Annotated in this window: 17 protein-coding genes; 16 read left to right on the forward strand and 1 reads right to left on the reverse strand. The window is 34.3% G+C overall.

Annotation, left to right across the window (positions count from 1 at the left end; translation table 11 throughout):
- Positions 1 to 2: 2 nt before the first annotated feature.
- The 4 genes from ACS5L2_RS00105 (at position 3) to ACS5L2_RS00120 (ending at position 2,530) form a co-directional block, all read left to right on the forward strand.
- Positions 3 to 779 (forward strand): Rossmann-like domain-containing protein, encoded by a 777-nt coding sequence (locus tag ACS5L2_RS00105; protein ID WP_459201737.1) that lies wholly within the window; start codon positions 3 to 5, stop codon positions 777 to 779.
- Between the two features lie 121 nt (positions 780 to 900).
- Entirely contained in the window at positions 901 to 1,377 is a 477-nt protein-coding gene (locus tag ACS5L2_RS00110; protein WP_459201738.1) for an FmdE family protein, read from the forward strand.
- Between the two features lie 26 nt (positions 1,378 to 1,403).
- Positions 1,404 to 1,838: a hypothetical protein gene (locus tag ACS5L2_RS00115; protein ID WP_459201739.1), complete on the forward strand. Its 435-nt coding sequence runs from the start codon at positions 1,404 to 1,406 to the stop codon at positions 1,836 to 1,838.
- Entirely contained in the window at positions 1,835 to 2,530 is a 696-nt protein-coding gene (locus tag ACS5L2_RS00120; protein WP_459201740.1) for a molybdenum cofactor synthesis domain-containing protein, read from the forward strand. The genes ACS5L2_RS00115 and ACS5L2_RS00120 overlap by 4 nt, the downstream gene beginning before the upstream one ends.
- Positions 2,531 to 2,560: 30 nt before the next feature.
- Here ACS5L2_RS00120 and ACS5L2_RS00125 read toward each other — a convergent pair whose 3' ends face one another.
- On the reverse strand, positions 2,561 to 3,346 hold the full coding sequence (locus ACS5L2_RS00125; RefSeq protein WP_459201741.1) for a S1 family peptidase: 786 nt from the start codon (positions 3,344 to 3,346) through the stop codon (positions 2,561 to 2,563).
- Positions 3,347 to 3,625: 279 nt separating this feature from the next.
- Here ACS5L2_RS00125 and ACS5L2_RS00130 point away from each other — a divergent pair, with 279 nt between their 5' ends.
- The 12 genes from ACS5L2_RS00130 (at position 3,626) to ACS5L2_RS00185 (ending at position 16,422) form a co-directional block, all read left to right on the forward strand.
- Positions 3,626 to 7,921: a cobaltochelatase subunit CobN gene (locus ACS5L2_RS00130; RefSeq protein WP_459201742.1), complete on the forward strand. Its 4,296-nt coding sequence runs from the start codon at positions 3,626 to 3,628 to the stop codon at positions 7,919 to 7,921.
- A 41-nt stretch (positions 7,922 to 7,962) separates the two neighbouring features.
- Positions 7,963 to 8,682 carry a DUF2162 domain-containing protein gene (locus ACS5L2_RS00135; RefSeq protein ID WP_459201743.1) on the forward strand — a complete coding sequence of 240 codons (720 nt, stop codon included), beginning with the start codon at positions 7,963 to 7,965 and terminating at the stop codon, positions 8,680 to 8,682.
- Entirely contained in the window at positions 8,682 to 9,320 is a 639-nt protein-coding gene (locus ACS5L2_RS00140; RefSeq protein WP_459201744.1) for a MotA/TolQ/ExbB proton channel family protein, read from the forward strand. The genes ACS5L2_RS00135 and ACS5L2_RS00140 overlap by 1 nt, the downstream gene beginning before the upstream one ends.
- A complete protein-coding gene (locus ACS5L2_RS00145) occupies positions 9,317 to 9,655 on the forward strand; it encodes a DUF2149 domain-containing protein (RefSeq protein ID WP_459201745.1) in 339 nt (112 codons plus the stop codon). The genes ACS5L2_RS00140 and ACS5L2_RS00145 overlap by 4 nt, the downstream gene beginning before the upstream one ends.
- A gap of 886 nt (positions 9,656 to 10,541) precedes the next feature.
- Positions 10,542 to 10,892 carry an arsenate reductase/protein-tyrosine-phosphatase family protein gene (locus ACS5L2_RS00150; protein WP_459202639.1) on the forward strand — a complete coding sequence of 117 codons (351 nt, stop codon included), beginning with the start codon at positions 10,542 to 10,544 and terminating at the stop codon, positions 10,890 to 10,892.
- Between the two features lie 11 nt (positions 10,893 to 10,903).
- Entirely contained in the window at positions 10,904 to 11,860 is a 957-nt protein-coding gene (locus ACS5L2_RS00155; RefSeq protein ID WP_459201746.1) for a permease, read from the forward strand.
- 79 nt (positions 11,861 to 11,939) lie between these two features.
- The gene (locus ACS5L2_RS00160; protein ID WP_459201747.1) at positions 11,940 to 12,401 is read left to right on the forward strand and encodes a putative zinc-binding protein; all 462 of its coding nucleotides are present in this window, start codon (positions 11,940 to 11,942) and stop codon (positions 12,399 to 12,401) included.
- 49 nt (positions 12,402 to 12,450) lie between these two features.
- Positions 12,451 to 12,684, forward strand: a complete 234-nt coding sequence (locus ACS5L2_RS00165) for a thioredoxin family protein (RefSeq protein ID WP_459201748.1) — start codon at positions 12,451 to 12,453, stop codon at positions 12,682 to 12,684.
- A gap of 68 nt (positions 12,685 to 12,752) precedes the next feature.
- The gene (locus tag ACS5L2_RS00170; RefSeq protein ID WP_459201749.1) at positions 12,753 to 13,283 is read left to right on the forward strand and encodes a flavoprotein; all 531 of its coding nucleotides are present in this window, start codon (positions 12,753 to 12,755) and stop codon (positions 13,281 to 13,283) included.
- A 514-nt stretch (positions 13,284 to 13,797) separates the two neighbouring features.
- Positions 13,798 to 14,595, forward strand: a complete 798-nt coding sequence (gene modA / locus ACS5L2_RS00175; RefSeq protein WP_459201750.1) for a molybdate ABC transporter substrate-binding protein — start codon at positions 13,798 to 13,800, stop codon at positions 14,593 to 14,595.
- Positions 14,596 to 14,604: 9 nt separating this feature from the next.
- On the forward strand, positions 14,605 to 15,270 hold the full coding sequence (modB, locus tag ACS5L2_RS00180; RefSeq protein ID WP_459201751.1) for a molybdate ABC transporter permease subunit: 666 nt from the start codon (positions 14,605 to 14,607) through the stop codon (positions 15,268 to 15,270).
- Positions 15,271 to 15,279: 9 nt separating this feature from the next.
- Positions 15,280 to 16,422 (forward strand): ABC transporter ATP-binding protein, encoded by a 1,143-nt coding sequence (locus ACS5L2_RS00185; RefSeq protein ID WP_459201752.1) that lies wholly within the window; start codon positions 15,280 to 15,282, stop codon positions 16,420 to 16,422.
- Positions 16,423 to 16,445 lie beyond the last annotated feature (23 nt).

The raw sequence follows: 16,445 nt of genomic DNA on the forward strand, positions 1-16,445 counted from the left end.
GAATGATTATGGATGATTTAGCTGATAAAACACTTGAAATTTTAAAAAATGGGGATAAATTAACGTTAAAAGAGTATTCAATAGCAATACCTTATGCTTATGTAATTGTTAAGGGTGAAAAGGGGATTAAAATGGGAGTTTCGATGGTTCTCGATTCAAAATGCCACTACCGACGAGATTTTGAGGAAACTTCTCTTGAATCCATTATAGAATGTGCTAAAGGCTACAATCTGACTGAAAGAACACTTGCAATGGCCGCGATAAATGCAGTTTCCCAGTATTATATTGATTTTGACGAGTCAAAAAATGAAGATGTTTTGGATTTGATTGTAGCAGACAATGATATTAAAAAAATAGGGTTTGTTGGAAACATTGCACCTGTTGTAAATGAATTGCGTGAAATCGAGGGCAAAAATTACGAAATATATGCATTTGAGAGAAATTCTTCGTCATGTGGTGCAGAATTAATTGATGATACGTTTGAGTACCGTTTACTTCCAGAAATGGACGCGGTAGTGATAACCGGAACGACTTTAGTAAATGACACGATAGATTTTGTAATAGAACGCTCAAAAAATGCAAAATTAAAAATTTTAACGGGACCATCTGCTCAAATAAACCCCGATTTCCTGAAAAATTCAGGAATTACGCACACTGCATCAACAAGGGTTATAAATATCGATAAAACAGTCACAGATTTAAAACACGGGTCTTCTTTTGGAATTTTTAGCAGGAATTCTTCGAAATATTCCATGAAAGTTAAGGATAATAATGAATAGATACGGTGGTAAAAATGAGTGAAGTACTATCAAAAGTAACGGACAAAGAATATTTAAAACAGATTGAAGATGTTATCAAATTTCACGGTCATTAAGTGGCGGCGCATTTATCGGGATACAGATGTACAATATTGCAAAAAAAGTTCTTGATATAAATGACACAGAGCGAGTTTATGCAACATGTGAAACTAAAAACTGCATGCCTGATGCATTTCAAGTACTTGGAAACTGTACAACGGGAAACAAACGTTTGAGCATAAAAGACTACAACATCATGGCGGTAACTGTAAACAAGATAATTCCTGAAAATGAGGTTGGAACAGGGGTTAGAATAGTATTTGACCATAAAAAAGCTGAAAAATACCCTGCACTTTACAACTGGTTTATGAATATAAAAAAAGTGCCACATGAAGAAGTAATTTCTGATTTAATAGATGCAGGGGATAGTATTTATTCTTGGAAGTCTGTTGAAATTCACGTTTCTGAAAAAAAGCCAAAATTTTCTGCAGTATGTGGGCTTTGTGGTGAATCGTTTCTTAAAAAAGATACCGATGATAAAAACATCTGCCCAAACTGCGCAGAAAAATCTGCTGAATAATTTTTTAATAATGCGGGTGTATTTTTATGAAAACTGCTGATGAAGTTCAAAATATTTTAAATGGATTTACATGTAATCGCGAAGTTTCTGTTGGAATTTATGAATCATACGGAAGAGTGCTTTTTTCTGATATTTATTCTGAAGTCGATGTCCCTCTTTGTGATAAATCAACAGTCGACGGCTATGCAATAACCACTGAAGGACTTAATAAAGATTTTTTAGTAATTTCAGGCGAAGTTCACGCTGGGGACCCTGCAGATATGGAGATAAACCCAGGAAAATGTATATGGGTTGCGACAGGTTCAAATATTCCAAAAAATACGGATAGGATAATTCCTTTCGAAAATACGATAAATTCAGAAAATACGATAAGAATAGTCAAAATGACAAAAAATTCAATATTTTTAAAAAAGGAACAGATATTCCAAAAAATACAAAAGTTCTCGATAAAAATACTTTGATTGATGAAAAAGCGATTGGAATTTTGGCATCAATTGGAATGGATGAAATAAATGTTTATGAGGTTCCAAAAGTTGCAATACTTTCTATTGGAAGTGAACTTTCAGAAATTAACGAAGTAAATTCAAAAACACTAACCGCAATTGTTAAAAAGGCAGGTTGTGAGCCTGTTTTTTTAGGTGTTATTGAAGATAATGTTGAAAAAATAACTTCGGTAATAAAAAATGCTGTTTTAAACTTTGATATAGTTGTAACTTCGGGTGGAACGTCTAAAGGTAAAAAAGACTACATGTTTGAAATTATATCAACTATTGGGGAGATTTTATTTCATAAAGTAAAATCAATTCCTGGAATGCCCATATTTTCCGGAAAAGTTAGTGAAAAACCTGTTATATGTCTTCCAGGAAATGTTGCATCGTGTCTTGTATGTGGCTATGCGTATCTTCTGCCAATGTTTTTAAATACGTCCCATAAAACGTTTAAACGAGAAATAATAACTGCTGACCTTTCAGAAGAATTTAATTCAGAAATTGGAATAAAACATTATTTTCCAGTTAAATTAAAGGACGGGATTGCTTACCCTGCATTTCGAGGTTCAAATATGATTACCTCAATTGCAACTGCTGATGGTCTTGTTGATGTTAGTGAAAATGAGGTAAAAGTCAGAAAAAATGTTAAAATCTGGCTGATTTAATAGTTTTTCCTTTTTTCAATTGCCTGATGGTTACTTTTCAACAGGGATATTCAGAAATTTTAATAAATTGATAATATTTTTATTATCAAAACTTGATACTATCCCATAAAGACTTGGAATTATTATTTTCATGGATTTTCCGTTATTATCCTTAAGATGGGGCTGATTTAAGGTTACCGGTTGGAAACTGGAGCAGATCGCATGTACATGCCCTGTTTTTGTTGAAATAATTGGCCCTCCGCTGTTTCCATAATTCAGCGCTTTGTCAAGTACGTAGTGTTTTGGGTCGTTTTCATTCAGGATCATAGAATCTGTCTCTAACTCCGAAGAGATTATGGCAGAAGTAACCCTCGGCCTTAATTTTATAAAACCTAAATGACCTGATTCGAATACGCCGTAGCTTGAAAGAGGGTATCCAAATGAATAAACGGGTTCTCCCATTTCAAGAGGGGCTGTCGAGATATTTATAAATGGAAAACCTGTTTTTCCAATAAGCCATTCCTGGTCTGAATTTTTTTCAAAATCAACTTTTAATAAGGCAATATCTAATTCTGGAAGTAGATATTTGAGAGTTACATACTTACAAAGAGTTACTTTCGTATTGTCATTACTTTCCTTTGTAAGAAGTGATTTAGTGAAGTCTGTTCTTGGAGAACCATTTTCATTGGTAACTACATGTGCAGCAGTAACAAACCACCCATCGGGAGATATGAAAAAACCAGTTCCTGCGGGAGTTGGCATACCACGTGCAGATTTATTGGGTAATTCAATGCAAAATGTGGCTTCTTTAACTTTTGGAAGCGTTTTTCGTATCATAATATCGCTCTGGAATTTAGCTATCAGGACATCCCCGAAAGTTTTAATCGGAATTTTTTGAATTAATCACATTAAAATTTATATTTTTAGTAATTAATCATACATTGGCTCTTTTTTTAACCCATAATTAAAGTTTAATTTATATTCTGTAAATATAACTGGAAAATAATATATATTAGCTACAGTCAAGTTTAATTGCAATTTTATAAAGAAAACTAAAATAAAACTGATATAGGTGGTATTATCATTAAAAAATTTTCGGGAAAATTGCTGCTTTTAATGTTAATTTTTTCAGTATTTTCTGTAGTATCTGCAGTAGATGTCGTGGAATTAACATTAAATATAAATGCAGAACACATGGAGGCATTAAATGATTCAATGCCCACAATAATAATTGAAGACACGGGGGGTAACGCGGTTAATTCGACGGTTACCCATGTTGGCAATGGCACGTATTTGGCAAATTTTACAAGTAATTGTACTAATTTTACAGTAAATATTTCTGTTTTGGCACACCACTCAGAAAATGTTTCCATAACTACAACCAACTTAAATGGTACAAACGTAGGCAATGCATCTGTATCGCTTGACGCGTATAATCTTGTAATTATTACAGGTTCAGGCTCATTTTCAAGTCACTTCGTAAACTCATATAAGGAGTTGAAAGAGGATGGTTATTATTATAACATTTATTTTTTCAGTTCAACAGATTTATGTTCGGGAGAATATCCTGAAATGGAAGAGTTGGCAGAAAATGCATCAAAGATTGCGGATGTACTTGCCATAGAAATGATAGGCACTTCAAAAGACAAAGTAATGGAAATAATTGAAAACGGGACAAAGGAAAATATACTTGCAATTCGATGTGGGGAGACTTTTTCTGAATACGACTACATAGATTCAAACGATACTGTAACTGAGCAGTACTTTGTAAATCCCTGTGTAGAAAATATTAAAAGATTTCAGCTTCACTGCTTAAATTACAGTGGAATGGATTTAAAAGACGGAGAGGACCTTAGTATTGTTATTCTTCCAACCGAATATGCAGTTCACTCAGAATCTAACGAGATATTCGAAACATTTGAAGAGTATATTTTGTGGTATGAAACAAGAGATGAATACAACGAAAGTGCACCTTGGGTCGGCATATTATCGTATGATACGAGATATAAAAATGACCAGCTTGAAATGGAAGAAGCAATGCTTGAAGGTATTGAAAGCAAAGGTTACAATGTAGTATTGGTCTGTTCCGGAAGTAAAGATTCAAGAGTCATGGCAATAGAAGAATTCTTTTTAAATGAGGATAATTCTTCAAAAATTGATGTATTGGTCGCAAATTACGGATTTACCACATATACGGGATTCCCGGAAATAGGGATTGAACTTTATGAAACTTTAAATGTTCCAATATTGACCCCCGTGTATGCAACAGATCTTGAAGCATGGAATGAAAGCGCTCAAGGATTGAACAGTGAAGTTGCGTGGGAAATTGCACAGCCCGAACTTGAAGGTAGGATTGAACCTATGATGATTGGTGGTGTGAAAAACGGTTATGTTGACGAAGAAACTGGAATTATGATTAATAGTTATGTTCCTCTTGAATCCGGTATCGAACAGCTATCTGACAGGGTTCAAAAATGGGTAGAATTGAGAACTACTCCAAACGAAGATAAAAAAATCGCAATACTTTATTATAACCATGCCGGTGGAAAAGACGGTGTTGGTGCATCCTACTTAAACGTTGAACAGTCAATTTACGAAATATTAACCGCAATGAGTAATTCTGGATACACTGTTTCTGGAAATTACACGCCTGATGCAATAGTTAATTTAACACAAAGCAAAGGTTTAAACGTTGGCGGTTGGGCACCAGGAGAACTTGAAGAACTGGTAAAAAACGGTGCAATTACAATTCCTGTATCTGACTACGAAGAATGGTTTAGCGAACTTCCGGAAGAACTCCAAGAAGCAGTCATTGCAGAATGGGGCGAAGTTCCTGGAAACGTAATGGTATATAATGATAGTATTGTAATTCCGGGAGAATTCTTTGGAAATATCTTTGTTGGGCCACAACCTATGAGGGGTTGGGGTGAAGATCCGACAAAAATTACGCATTCCGCAGATTTACCCCCAAGTCACCAGTATATTGCATTTTACATGTGGTTACAGCATGAAAATGGGTACGATGCAGATGCAGTAGTGCATCTTGGAACCCACGGAACCCTTGAATGGCTTCCTGGAAAAAGTGCGGGCCTTGGTGAAACGTGCTGGCCAAATAACGTGCTTGGAAATTTACCAAACATTAACCCATATATTGTTGAAAACACCGGGGAAGGAACGCAAGCTAAAAGAAGAGGATATGCGGTAATTATTGATCACCAGACTTCGCCAATGATTCCATCTGGACTTTATGGAAACCTTTCTGATTTAAAAACACTCATAAATGATTACGATTTATCTACAAACAGCACAAGACAGGCAGTTTTGGAAGAACAGATTAAAGAATTAATAAGTGAATTAAATCTTGATTCTGATCTTGAATTGGATCTTGAAACCGCTGACTTTGAAGAAGTCGCCGATAGTGTAGAACACTATTTAGAAGAAATTTCATCTACATTAATGCCTTATGGACTACACACTTTTGGAATATCGCCAAATGGAACCGCTTTAACTGATACTGCTGATGCAATAGTAAGTTTTAATCTTGATGATAGAAATAACACGGATTTTATTGTATCGATTACTGAAAATATATCCACTAACTACGAAATGGAGAATTTCTTAAATGCGCTTGACGGAAGATTTATCCCTCCTGAAATAGGGGGATGTATGATTAGAAATCCTGACGTTTTACCAACAGGGTATAATTTCTATTCATTTGACCCAAGATACGTTCCAGATCAAGCTGCATGGGAAATTGGAAGTCAGATGGCTGACGACCTTATTGAAAGTTATTATAATGAAACTGGAGAATATCCCGAACAGGTCGGTGTAGTTTTATGGTCTACCGAAACCATGAGAACAAATGGCCAAAGCATTGCAATGATTTTAAGATTGGTCGGTGCTGAACCAGTTTGGAAAAGTGGTAAATTTATTGGAATTACAGTTACCCCAATAGAAGAACTTGGAAGGCCAAGAATCGACGTACTTGTATCTACAAGTGGTCTTTTCAGGGATTCATTTTCATATATTTTAGAACTACTTGATGATGCATTCATTGAAGTAATGATGAACGATACGGAAAGTACAGAAGATAACTACTTGAAAAAGCATTATCTCGAAAACTATTGGGAATATATAGATGGCGGAATGTCAGAAGAAAATGCGGACTTTTATGCAAGTGCAAGAATATTCGGACCTGAAGAAGGAACTTATGGAACAGGCGTTAGTGCGCTCGTTCCAACAACAAGTGCATGGGACGATCAAGAAGATTTAATAGAAACATATCTTGAGAGAATGTCATACATCTATGGAAACGGAAGGTATGCAGTAGACGGAAAAGATGCATTTATCGACCAGCTGTCCCAGATTGATGCAACAGTTCAGGTTAGGGACGGTCTTTACGGCCTTTTAGATAATGATGACGTATATCAATACCTCGGTGGGCTTACAATGGCTGCAGAAGCATATTCTGGAAACGATGTACTGACATACATTGCAAATACGAGAACAAATGATGCAAAAATAGAAACTCTTCAAAGTTTCCTTGCAAATGAGTTTAGAACAAGAATCGAAAATCCAACGTGGATTGAAGGAATGTTAAGTGAGGGTTCATCTGGAGCCTTAGAAATTACAAGCGAAATAGAACATTTATTCGGATGGGAAGCAGTTGACCCAGATTCAGTTCAAGACTGGATGTGGGAAGACGTTGCTGAAACATTTATAATGGATGAAAATATCCGGGCACAAATGCTCGAAGCAAATCCTTATGCATACAATTCATTAACTGCATGGATGTTGGAGTCTGCAAGAAGAGAAATGTGGACACCAACTGATGAAGTCTTAGAATTTTTGGCAAATGAATACGTCCAGTCAACAGTGGACTACGGAGTTACCTGCTGTCATCACACCTGTGGAAACCTTGAATTTACTGATTGGACTGTATCACAATCATCTTTAGATGATTCAACAATGTCTGAGTTTATAGAAACTTACGAAACATCAACTCACGATGAAGTTACGATTCAACGTGAAAGTTCAAGTAAAGATTCAAGCTCTGAACCTGATTCATATTCAAGAGTATACTCTGGAGAAGAAGTGGTGGACAATGAAAATCCATCAAATACTTCAGTAAAATCAAATAGCACAATTACCGAAGATGCTGCTTCTTCAGTAGGTTCTGATGGAAGGAGTAGTACTAATTCGGGAAGTGCTGCTTCAACAACTGTAGATTCATCAACACAGTCAAAATCTCAAAAAGCATACGAAGTTACAATGGATAATAACTCTGAAACATCAGAAACTTCCGGAACAACGATTCTTGCAATTTTGGGAGCAATTGGGTTGACAGGACTTATTGGTTTTGGATATGTTAGGCAGGACCCAAAATTTTCGAAGTTTTTGAGGAGAAAATAAATATTTTTCTTTTTACCTTTTTCTAAAGTGAGGTAGTAACCATGATGGATGAATTATGGCAACTTGGGTTAATGTCTGCGATTATTATATTTGGAATAAAAATAGGCCTCTCTTTAGGATTTTCAGGCCTTTCTAAAAAAGTATCTGCAAGTATTATCTTTTTATATGGGCTTGGCACCCTTCTGTTATCAAAGTTAGCTTCTGGATACGTAGACATTATTCAAACGGTTATATACGAATACAATTTTGTTATTTTCATTGTAATGTCGTTAATGATTCTTTATGCCGGATTTCACACGATAAAGGAATGGAAAGTAAACCAGAAAAATTCAGTAGCTTCATGTAGTCTTGCAATGATTGCACCTTGTCCATGCTGTTTTGGGGCGGTTATCGCATCGATTGTGCTGATTTCTCCAACTTTGGGAGTTTCAACGTTTGAACTTGGAAAGTATGCGAGTTTAATTTTGATGATAACTATTTTTACAGTTTATATGCTTTCAGATGCAATTTCAAGAGTTATACGCGTACCAAGGCCTGTTATGATGGGAAATTTCATGCTTTTTGCAGGGTTTTACTTTTTAATTTCTGCGCTCGTGATTCCAAATATCGTTGCTGGAATGAGCATGCAGATGAGTCCTATGGAATGCCCCGATTTTTCAAGTTTGGGTGGTGTTTTTGCAATAACTTTTGCGCTTGTTTTAATCGGATATATTAAAACTAAAAGAGGAATAAGTTTTAAAAATAAATTGAGGTCGATTTAATGGTTGCAATTCCTGGAAGCGAGCTTTTAAGCAGCACACTCCACATAATTTCTCAAAGCCTGTTACTTCCTGTTGTAGCATTTTTACTCTTATTTATGGCATACACGGTTGTAAATTTCGGGGAATTTATGGCAGAATATTCAAGCAGGGTTAGAGTTAATTCAAAAGAGTTAAAAAATATATTGGACATGATTTCAGGTAAAAATTCGGGAGAAATATCGGGTTTAATTTCAGACACGAGATTGAACAAGGTCCATATCGAAATTATCAAAGAATTGTGTGAAGAAGGGTGTAAAAATCCAAAAATGATTGAATCTCACGCGAGAAACTTGATAGAACAGGAAGAGTTGAGACTTGAAAAAACTCTTGAAAAAACGGATTTTATAACGAGATTGGGTCCAACTTTGGGTTTGATGGGAACATTAATTCCAATGGGACCAGGTCTTGCAGCGCTTGGGGCAGGGGACATTAATTCACTTGCAAATGCGATAATTATTGCATTTGATACCACCGTTGTGGGTCTTGCATCAGGGGGAATTGCTTATGTTGTTTCAAAGGTCAGGAGAAGGTGGTACGAAGAGCAAATGTCCACTCTGGATGTATTGATGGAATCCGTCATGGAGGTATTGAAAAAATGATAAGGCGAAAAAATAAAAGGAGATTTAGTAAAAATGAAGAAGACCCGATGGCGGGTTCTGCAAATCTTGTTGACGCAATGCTTGTGCTTTCAGTCGGGTTCTTGATATTTTTGGTAATGTCGTGGAACATGCAAAATGTCGTTTTTAGTGACTCAACTCAAGAAGAAAAAATGGAATTAATGAAGGCAATGAAGCAGGTTGCTGAAATAAAAATGGCAAAAGAGATTACTGACATGCCAGAAATTACTGAGGGAAGCGGTTCAGGCTTTACAGAGATGGGGACGGTCTATCAAGACCCAACTACTGGAAAATATATCATGATTGAAACACAGTGATTGTTTATATTTTACTTTTTACTTTTTTACGTTTTTATTTTTAATAAAATTATGATAATTTTTTTAAATTTAAATTTAAATTTTTGATTTGAAAATTTAAAATCATATATATCAATCTTAAAAAAATTAAAAAAAGAAAGTAGGTTTTTTGGGCCAAATTTTAAAATTTAAACTCTAATTCAAGAGTTTAATGAGGGGGTGGTGTCCAAACTTAAAACAGGGGTGTCAATCTGTTTTAAATCCGGACTATTGAGAGTGTGTCGTATTAAAATGTTGTGGTAATTATAAATAGTTACTTTATAAAATAAATTAATTATCTTACATTGACATTTATCTCATAGGAACATAATATACTTTTCTATTTAGATATAATGTCTGGTCATATACGTCTTAATCGTGATCAGGTGTTTTTAAGGTAGTTCCAAAAAGCATTTAAAAAAAAATGCTTAAATTTAAAAATACCTTAAAACAAAAAAGAAAATGTATTAAATTCATGTTAAACCCGTAGACCATTTAAGTATAACATAAATAGTGTGGTATTTTGAATATTAACCCATTATTTCATAGATATGGTGTGGAGTTTATTTACCAAATTAGCCAATAGTAATGATTAACCATTACATAATATAATTAAGTTAAGTAACTCCAGTTAATGGTATGTACGGGAAGTTTTTATATTTATCGGCCTGTTCAAGTTTACTATAATATATTCATTAATTTAAATATTTTTAAAATATATTAATATATATCGATGTATATTGGTATATCGAAAACTATAAATATATTCCAAACTATATCGATGTTTGTCAATTAATTATCGGTGAGAATTTTGGATACTAACAAATCTATTAAAAATAAGAAAATAGCGTTTGTATGCATCCATAACATGAGAAGGAGTATCATTGCGGAATCATTTGCTAAAAGTTTTGGAATAGATGCGTATAGTGCAGGTATCGAAGAAACTGGATGTATCGACGAAAAGGTAATTCAGGTAATGGACGAAATTGGGCTGAATGTTAAAGAAAAACCTGAAACTATTTCAAAAATGATTGAAAAAATAGGAAATATCGATATTTTGGTTACAATGGGTTGTATCGATTCCTGCCCGGTAGTTCCTGCTAAAAGGTATATTTCGTGGAACATAAAAGACCCTGCGGGAAAAGATATAGATTTTTATAGAAAAATTCGGGATGAAATAAAACTAAAAGTCGAGGAACTTTTAAAAATTGATATTTAAGCGGTGAAATGATGTTTGGTTGGTTAGATTATGGTGCGAGATACGTTGTAGAAAATATCCTGAATATGAGCATGGATACTGCAATCGGGTCATCTGTTCATTTTTTCATATATGACAGCTTGAAAATTGTGATACTGCTTTCCATAATGATATTTTCGATTTCTTACATTAGAAGTTATTTTCCGCCTGAAAAGACAAAGAGAATACTTGAGAAGTACTCTGGAGTGTCTGGAAATGTCATGGCATCCATACTTGGAATCGTAACGCCTTTCTGTTCATGTTCATCAGTTCCAATATTTATTGGATTTATAGAAGCAGGAGTTCCACTTGGAGTTACCCTTTCATTTCTGATTACTTCCCCAATAGTAAATGAAGCCGCATTTGCTGTACTTTTGGCATCATTTGGCTGGCAGATAGCGATGATTTACGTGGTTTCAGGTGTACTTATCGGGGTAATTGGCGGAATTATAATTGGTAAACTTGGAATGGAAAATCAGGTTGAAGAGTACGTATACAGCATAAGAAGCAGGGCTCGAAAAATAAAAGAACTAACTCAAAAAGAGCGTTTAAAATTTGCGTATGACAGTACTAAAGATATAGTAAAAAGAGTCTGGCTTTATATCCTGATCGGTATTGGAATTGGTGCAATAATACACGGTTACGCGCCAGAAGAAGTTCTTGCAAAATATGCAGGCCCAGACAACCCGTTAGCAGTAATTTTTGCAACAATTATTGCAGTACCCCTTTACTCAAACGCGCTTGGAACAATTCCTATCGCAGAAGCGTTAATTGGAAAAGGGGTTGGAATTGGGACCGCGCTTGCATTTATGATGGCAACAACTGCGCTATCATTCCCAGAAGCAGTCCTGCTTAGAAAAGTAATAAAACCAAAATTAATAGCGGCATTCTTCGGAATTACGAGTATTGCAATTGTACTTACAGGGTATTTGTTTAATATTATCCTTTAAGACCCAATTTGAAAAAAAATAAATTTTAAATAAAAAAAGTATACCGTTAATCTTTAAAAAATTAAATCGAGGGATAATTATGGTAGAAACTCCAAAATGTACATGTGGTGGACCAGAAATTGCTGGTGAGAAAAAAAGGATTATATTTTCATGCTCCGGAGCTTCAAATGTCGGTGAACTTTCAAATGCTGCAGCAGTTGAATTAACAAAAGAAGGTTTTGGAAATAAGGTCTGTACAGCGTCACTTGCAATTAAAACTCCTGCTATCATGGAAAAAGTGAAAGATGCGGATGAAATTGTTGTAATTGACGGGTGCCCGGTAAGCTGCGCTAAACGTATTGCAGACAATGCAGGCGCTAAAGTAGATCAGTACGTTATAATCACGGAACTTGGAATTAAAAAAATCGGCGATATGGATATCGTTGATAAAGACTTAAAAACTACAATTTCGGCTGTTAAAGATGGTAAATGTGTATGTATGGACCGAAAAAGAGAGAATCACCAAAATTCGGGCTGTAGTTGCGGTTGTGAATCCAAGTAAATTGAAGAATAAAATATGTTATTCAAAATAAATTTTAGAGGTAGAAATTATGAAAATAACAATATTAGGAATGGGATGTAAAAAATGCGTAGAAGTTTATGAAAACGTGAAAAAAGCAGTGGAAGAACTTAAAATCGATGCAGAAGTTGTAAAAGTTACAGATGCTGCAAAAATTGCAGAATATGTAATGACAACTCCCGGAATTGTAGTTGATGATGAAGTAATCTTTGAAGGAAAAGTTCCAAGTGTTGAAGAAATTAAAAATGAATTATCTAAACTTTAATATTGGAATATACTAATATGTCTGATATAGAATAATTTAGATTTAAAAAGACATATATGGAGATTGCCATGTTTAAAGACAAAAATATTGTGGTAGGCATCTGTGCATGCAGTCCTGCAATAAAAACATTAGATTTGATTGGAAAATTGCGTGAAAGGGGTGCAGAAGTCGATGTTATCATGACACCGAATTCTGTCAACTTTGTGTCGCCATTGATGGTTCAAAGGGAAGCCAAAAGACCGGTTCAGATTGATGCTTTTGAACTGCCTAAAATGTATGATCCAAATCATAAATCATTATCACAAAAGGCAGATTTACTGGTTTTAGCACCGGTTTCAGCTAATACATTAGGAAAAGCTGCAAATGGTATAGCAGATAACTTGCTATCAACAACAATCATGTCTACAAAAGCACCTATCGTTGCTGCGATGCACATAAACCCGATGATGTACAGCAATCCTGCCGTTCAAAGAAATATAAATCAATTAAAAGAAGACGGATTTATCTTTGTTGACAATGGAAATGAAGAAACCCCTAGCAAGTTCCCTGAAATTTCCCAGATCATGTCAACAATTGAACAAACACTAAATCAAATATAATTTTTTCAGCTAATACTTTTTTTATTTTTAAACTTGTACTTGATAGCAAAACCCCGGTAATTCAGTTAACAAAAGATAATTTCAAAAGATTAGATATAATACGTGAAATTCTTACTTTTAATAATGCAATACTACAATAAAAAAGAAATTAAATAATTTCGGGTTAATATTTTTAAGCTGTTCAGGGGTATGATACTTTACTTTCTTAGTGGAGGGTTAAATCAAGTAGATACTTGGGTATTAGTAATTAAATTAAATATCTATATTAATACAGTGTTTTTGTTACATTTAATATATTTTTCCATTTAATTTTGGATATTACTTATTTTTCTATTTTTGTCCCAAAATCGTCATTGTTCTGAAATTTTTACAATAAATAATACGGCCTGAAAAGGTCTTTATTTACAAATTCAAATATTTTAATTACTCCATACGAACTTATATATATTGTAAAGTCATATTCACCAATAACCCGGAATAGTACTTCCGGCTACGATATATAAAGGGGATGAACATGAGTAAAAAATCTTCGGGAATAGTTACCGGACTTGTAACAGTAATATTTTTATTGGCAGTAATGCTTTTTGCAGGCTGTGTTTCAGATTCGCCAGAAACAACTACCACGATAACAGTTTCAGCAGCATCGAGTTTAACTGATGCATTTACAGATATAAAAACCGAATTTGAAAAAGATAATCCAAATATTAAAGTTGAATTAAATTTTGCAGCATCGGGTGCACTTCGACAGCAGATTGAAGGAGGAGCTCCTGTAGATGTGTTTGCTTCAGCATCACAAAAACACGTGGATATATTAAAAGACGAAAATTTGACCGTGGACGGGTCAATAAAAAATTTTGCATCAAATAGCTTGGTATTAATCGTTCCAGCAGGAAATCCAGCTAACGTTACCTCAGTTGAGGATTTAACGAACGATGATGTAACAAAAGTTTCAATTGGAAATCCTGAAACCGCACCCGTTGGAAAATATGCTAAAGAATCACTCGTAGACTCTGGTTTATGGGATGCCTTAGAAGAAAAAATGGTTTACGGGGAAAATGTAAGGCAGGTTTTAACTTACCTTGAAACAGGGGATGTTGACGCAGGATTTGTATACATGACTGATGCAAAAATTGCAAAAGAAAATTCAATCGAGATTATAACAACAGTACCAACAGTTACAGAAATTATTTATCCAGTATGTATCATAGATTCTTCTGAGAATAAAGAAGAAGCCCAAGTTTTCGTAGACTACTTAACAAGTGAAACGGGAAAACAAATTTTGACAGATTACGGCTTTACAGCAGAAAATTAGTGATATTTCATGGATTCAATATTATTTCCACTACTACTTACATTAAAAATTTCTTTTATATCTACATTTTTCGTAGTTATTTTTGGGGTTATTATTTCATATATTCTCGCGAGAAAAAAGTTTTACGGTAGAGATATTTTAGAGAATTTAGTAACTCTTCCAATGGTACTTCCGCCAACAGTTTTAGGATATATCCTTGCACTACAGCTTGGAAAAAACGGATTTTTAGGAAGTTTAATATACGAATTTACAGGCTCAGGAATTTTATTCACCTGGCAGGCAGCAGTAATTGCTGCATTTATAGTTTCATTTCCGCTAATGGTTAAAACAACTACTGCTGCAATCTCTGCAGTTGATAGAGAACTTGAATATGTATCTTACACTTTAGGAAAAACAGAATTACAGACAATTTATAAAATAACCCTTCCTTTATCAAAAAAAGGGATAATTGCAGGTTCAATTCTTAGCTTCGCGCGGGCAGTTGGTGAATTTGGGGCTACACTGATGGTTGCAGGAAATATTCCTGGAAAAACAAATACAATGTCTTTATCAATTTACCAGGCATTTCAAACCGGAAACTATGATTTAGCAAATATTTTGGTAGTATTATTAATTATAATGTCATTCATGACGATATTTCTTACCGGCAAATTTGTTGAAAAATGGAAGTTTTAAGTGGTATTTATGATTTTAGAGATAGATATTGAAAAAAACTACTACGAATCGAAAAAATTAAAAAAGAATAAAATTCCATCGTTTAATTTAAAATCTAAATTTAGTATAGATAGCGGTTCGATAATAGTTTTATTTGGAAGGTCCGGTTCTGGAAAAACAAGCACGTTGGGGTGCATTGCGGGTCTTTTAGAACCAGACCGTGGAAAAATCATTGTAAACAATGAAATATTTTACGATTCAGATAAAAATATAAATATGCCTCCACAGGAGCGAAATTTGGGCTACGTGTTCCAAAATTATGCGTTATTTCCACATTTGACGGTCAAAGAAAATATTGAATATGGAATTAAACACTTAAGCGAAGAAGAAAAGGAAAAGCGAGTGTTTGAACTTTTGACATTGACCCATATTGAAGGGCTTGAAAATAGATACCCTGATCAGATTTCTGGCGGCCAAAAACAGCGTGTAGCTCTTGCAAGGGCCCTTGCACCAAATCCTAAAATATTACTGCTCGATGAACCGTTTTCTGCACTCGACATGATTTCGAGAATACGTTTAAGGGAAAGATTGAGGAATATTCAAAAAGAATTAAAAATTCCGGTAATTTTTGTAACACACAGTTTCGAAGAAGCTTTTGTAATGGCTGAAAAAGTTGTAACGTTTCATAATGGACGTATTCAGCAGATCGGAACTCCAGAAGAGATATTTTATAACCCGATAAATGCAAATGTTGCAGAACTCGTTGGATACATAAATATTTTTTCAGATGCAGAAATAGATTACAATGAAAATAATCCTAATTTTTCAATATTGAACTATCGGGACATGAAAATGTCGATAAAAAAATTTAATAAATCCATGAATGAGGTTTCCTTTGGAATCCGGCCTGAAAATATAAAATTAATTGATATAAACAGCGAAAAAACAGAAAATGTTTTTGAGTGTGTAATACAAGATGTAGTTAATGAAGGTTCTTCGAGCCTCATATATCTTGAAGTAATTCAAAATGGCTTAAAACTCATGTCAAAGACTCAAAATGATAAATTCAAAAAATTAAATTATAACATCGGGGAGAAATGCAAAATTGAACTTTTAAAAGATAAAATAACGATTTTAATGACTGAAAGTGTGAAAAAAATCGATTTAACGTAAATTTACTTAAATTACTTAATCTA

It is taken from the genome of Methanococcus mangrovi, assembly GCF_054506835.1.

Excerpts from the sequence above, each read along its gene's own strand:
- ACS5L2_RS00145 (WP_459201745.1), top strand. The coding sequence starts at position 9,317 with ATGATAAGGCGAAAAAATAAAAGGAGATTTAGTAAAAATGAAGAAGAC.
- ACS5L2_RS00140 (WP_459201744.1), top strand. The coding sequence starts at position 8,682 with ATGGTTGCAATTCCTGGAAGCGAGCTTTTAAGCAGCACACTCCACATA.
- ACS5L2_RS00115 (WP_459201739.1), top strand. The coding sequence starts at position 1,404 with ATGAAAACTGCTGATGAAGTTCAAAATATTTTAAATGGATTTACATGT.
- ACS5L2_RS00150 (WP_459202639.1), top strand. The coding sequence starts at position 10,542 with ATGAGAAGGAGTATCATTGCGGAATCATTTGCTAAAAGTTTTGGAATA.
- ACS5L2_RS00160 (WP_459201747.1), top strand. The coding sequence starts at position 11,940 with ATGGTAGAAACTCCAAAATGTACATGTGGTGGACCAGAAATTGCTGGT.
- ACS5L2_RS00105 (WP_459201737.1), top strand. The coding sequence starts at position 3 with ATGATTATGGATGATTTAGCTGATAAAACACTTGAAATTTTAAAAAAT.
- ACS5L2_RS00155 (WP_459201746.1), top strand. The coding sequence starts at position 10,904 with ATGTTTGGTTGGTTAGATTATGGTGCGAGATACGTTGTAGAAAATATC.
- ACS5L2_RS00170 (WP_459201749.1), top strand. The coding sequence starts at position 12,753 with ATGTTTAAAGACAAAAATATTGTGGTAGGCATCTGTGCATGCAGTCCT.
- ACS5L2_RS00130 (WP_459201742.1), top strand. The coding sequence starts at position 3,626 with ATGTTAATTTTTTCAGTATTTTCTGTAGTATCTGCAGTAGATGTCGTG.
- ACS5L2_RS00185 (WP_459201752.1), top strand. The coding sequence starts at position 15,280 with ATGATTTTAGAGATAGATATTGAAAAAAACTACTACGAATCGAAAAAA.
- ACS5L2_RS00135 (WP_459201743.1), top strand. The coding sequence starts at position 7,963 with ATGATGGATGAATTATGGCAACTTGGGTTAATGTCTGCGATTATTATA.
- ACS5L2_RS00165 (WP_459201748.1), top strand. The coding sequence starts at position 12,451 with ATGAAAATAACAATATTAGGAATGGGATGTAAAAAATGCGTAGAAGTT.
- modA (WP_459201750.1), top strand. The coding sequence starts at position 13,798 with ATGAGTAAAAAATCTTCGGGAATAGTTACCGGACTTGTAACAGTAATA.
- modB (WP_459201751.1), top strand. The coding sequence starts at position 14,605 with ATGGATTCAATATTATTTCCACTACTACTTACATTAAAAATTTCTTTT.
- ACS5L2_RS00125 (WP_459201741.1), bottom strand. The coding sequence starts at position 3,346 with ATGATACGAAAAACGCTTCCAAAAGTTAAAGAAGCCACATTTTGCATT.
- ACS5L2_RS00110 (WP_459201738.1), top strand. The coding sequence starts at position 901 with ATGTACAATATTGCAAAAAAAGTTCTTGATATAAATGACACAGAGCGA.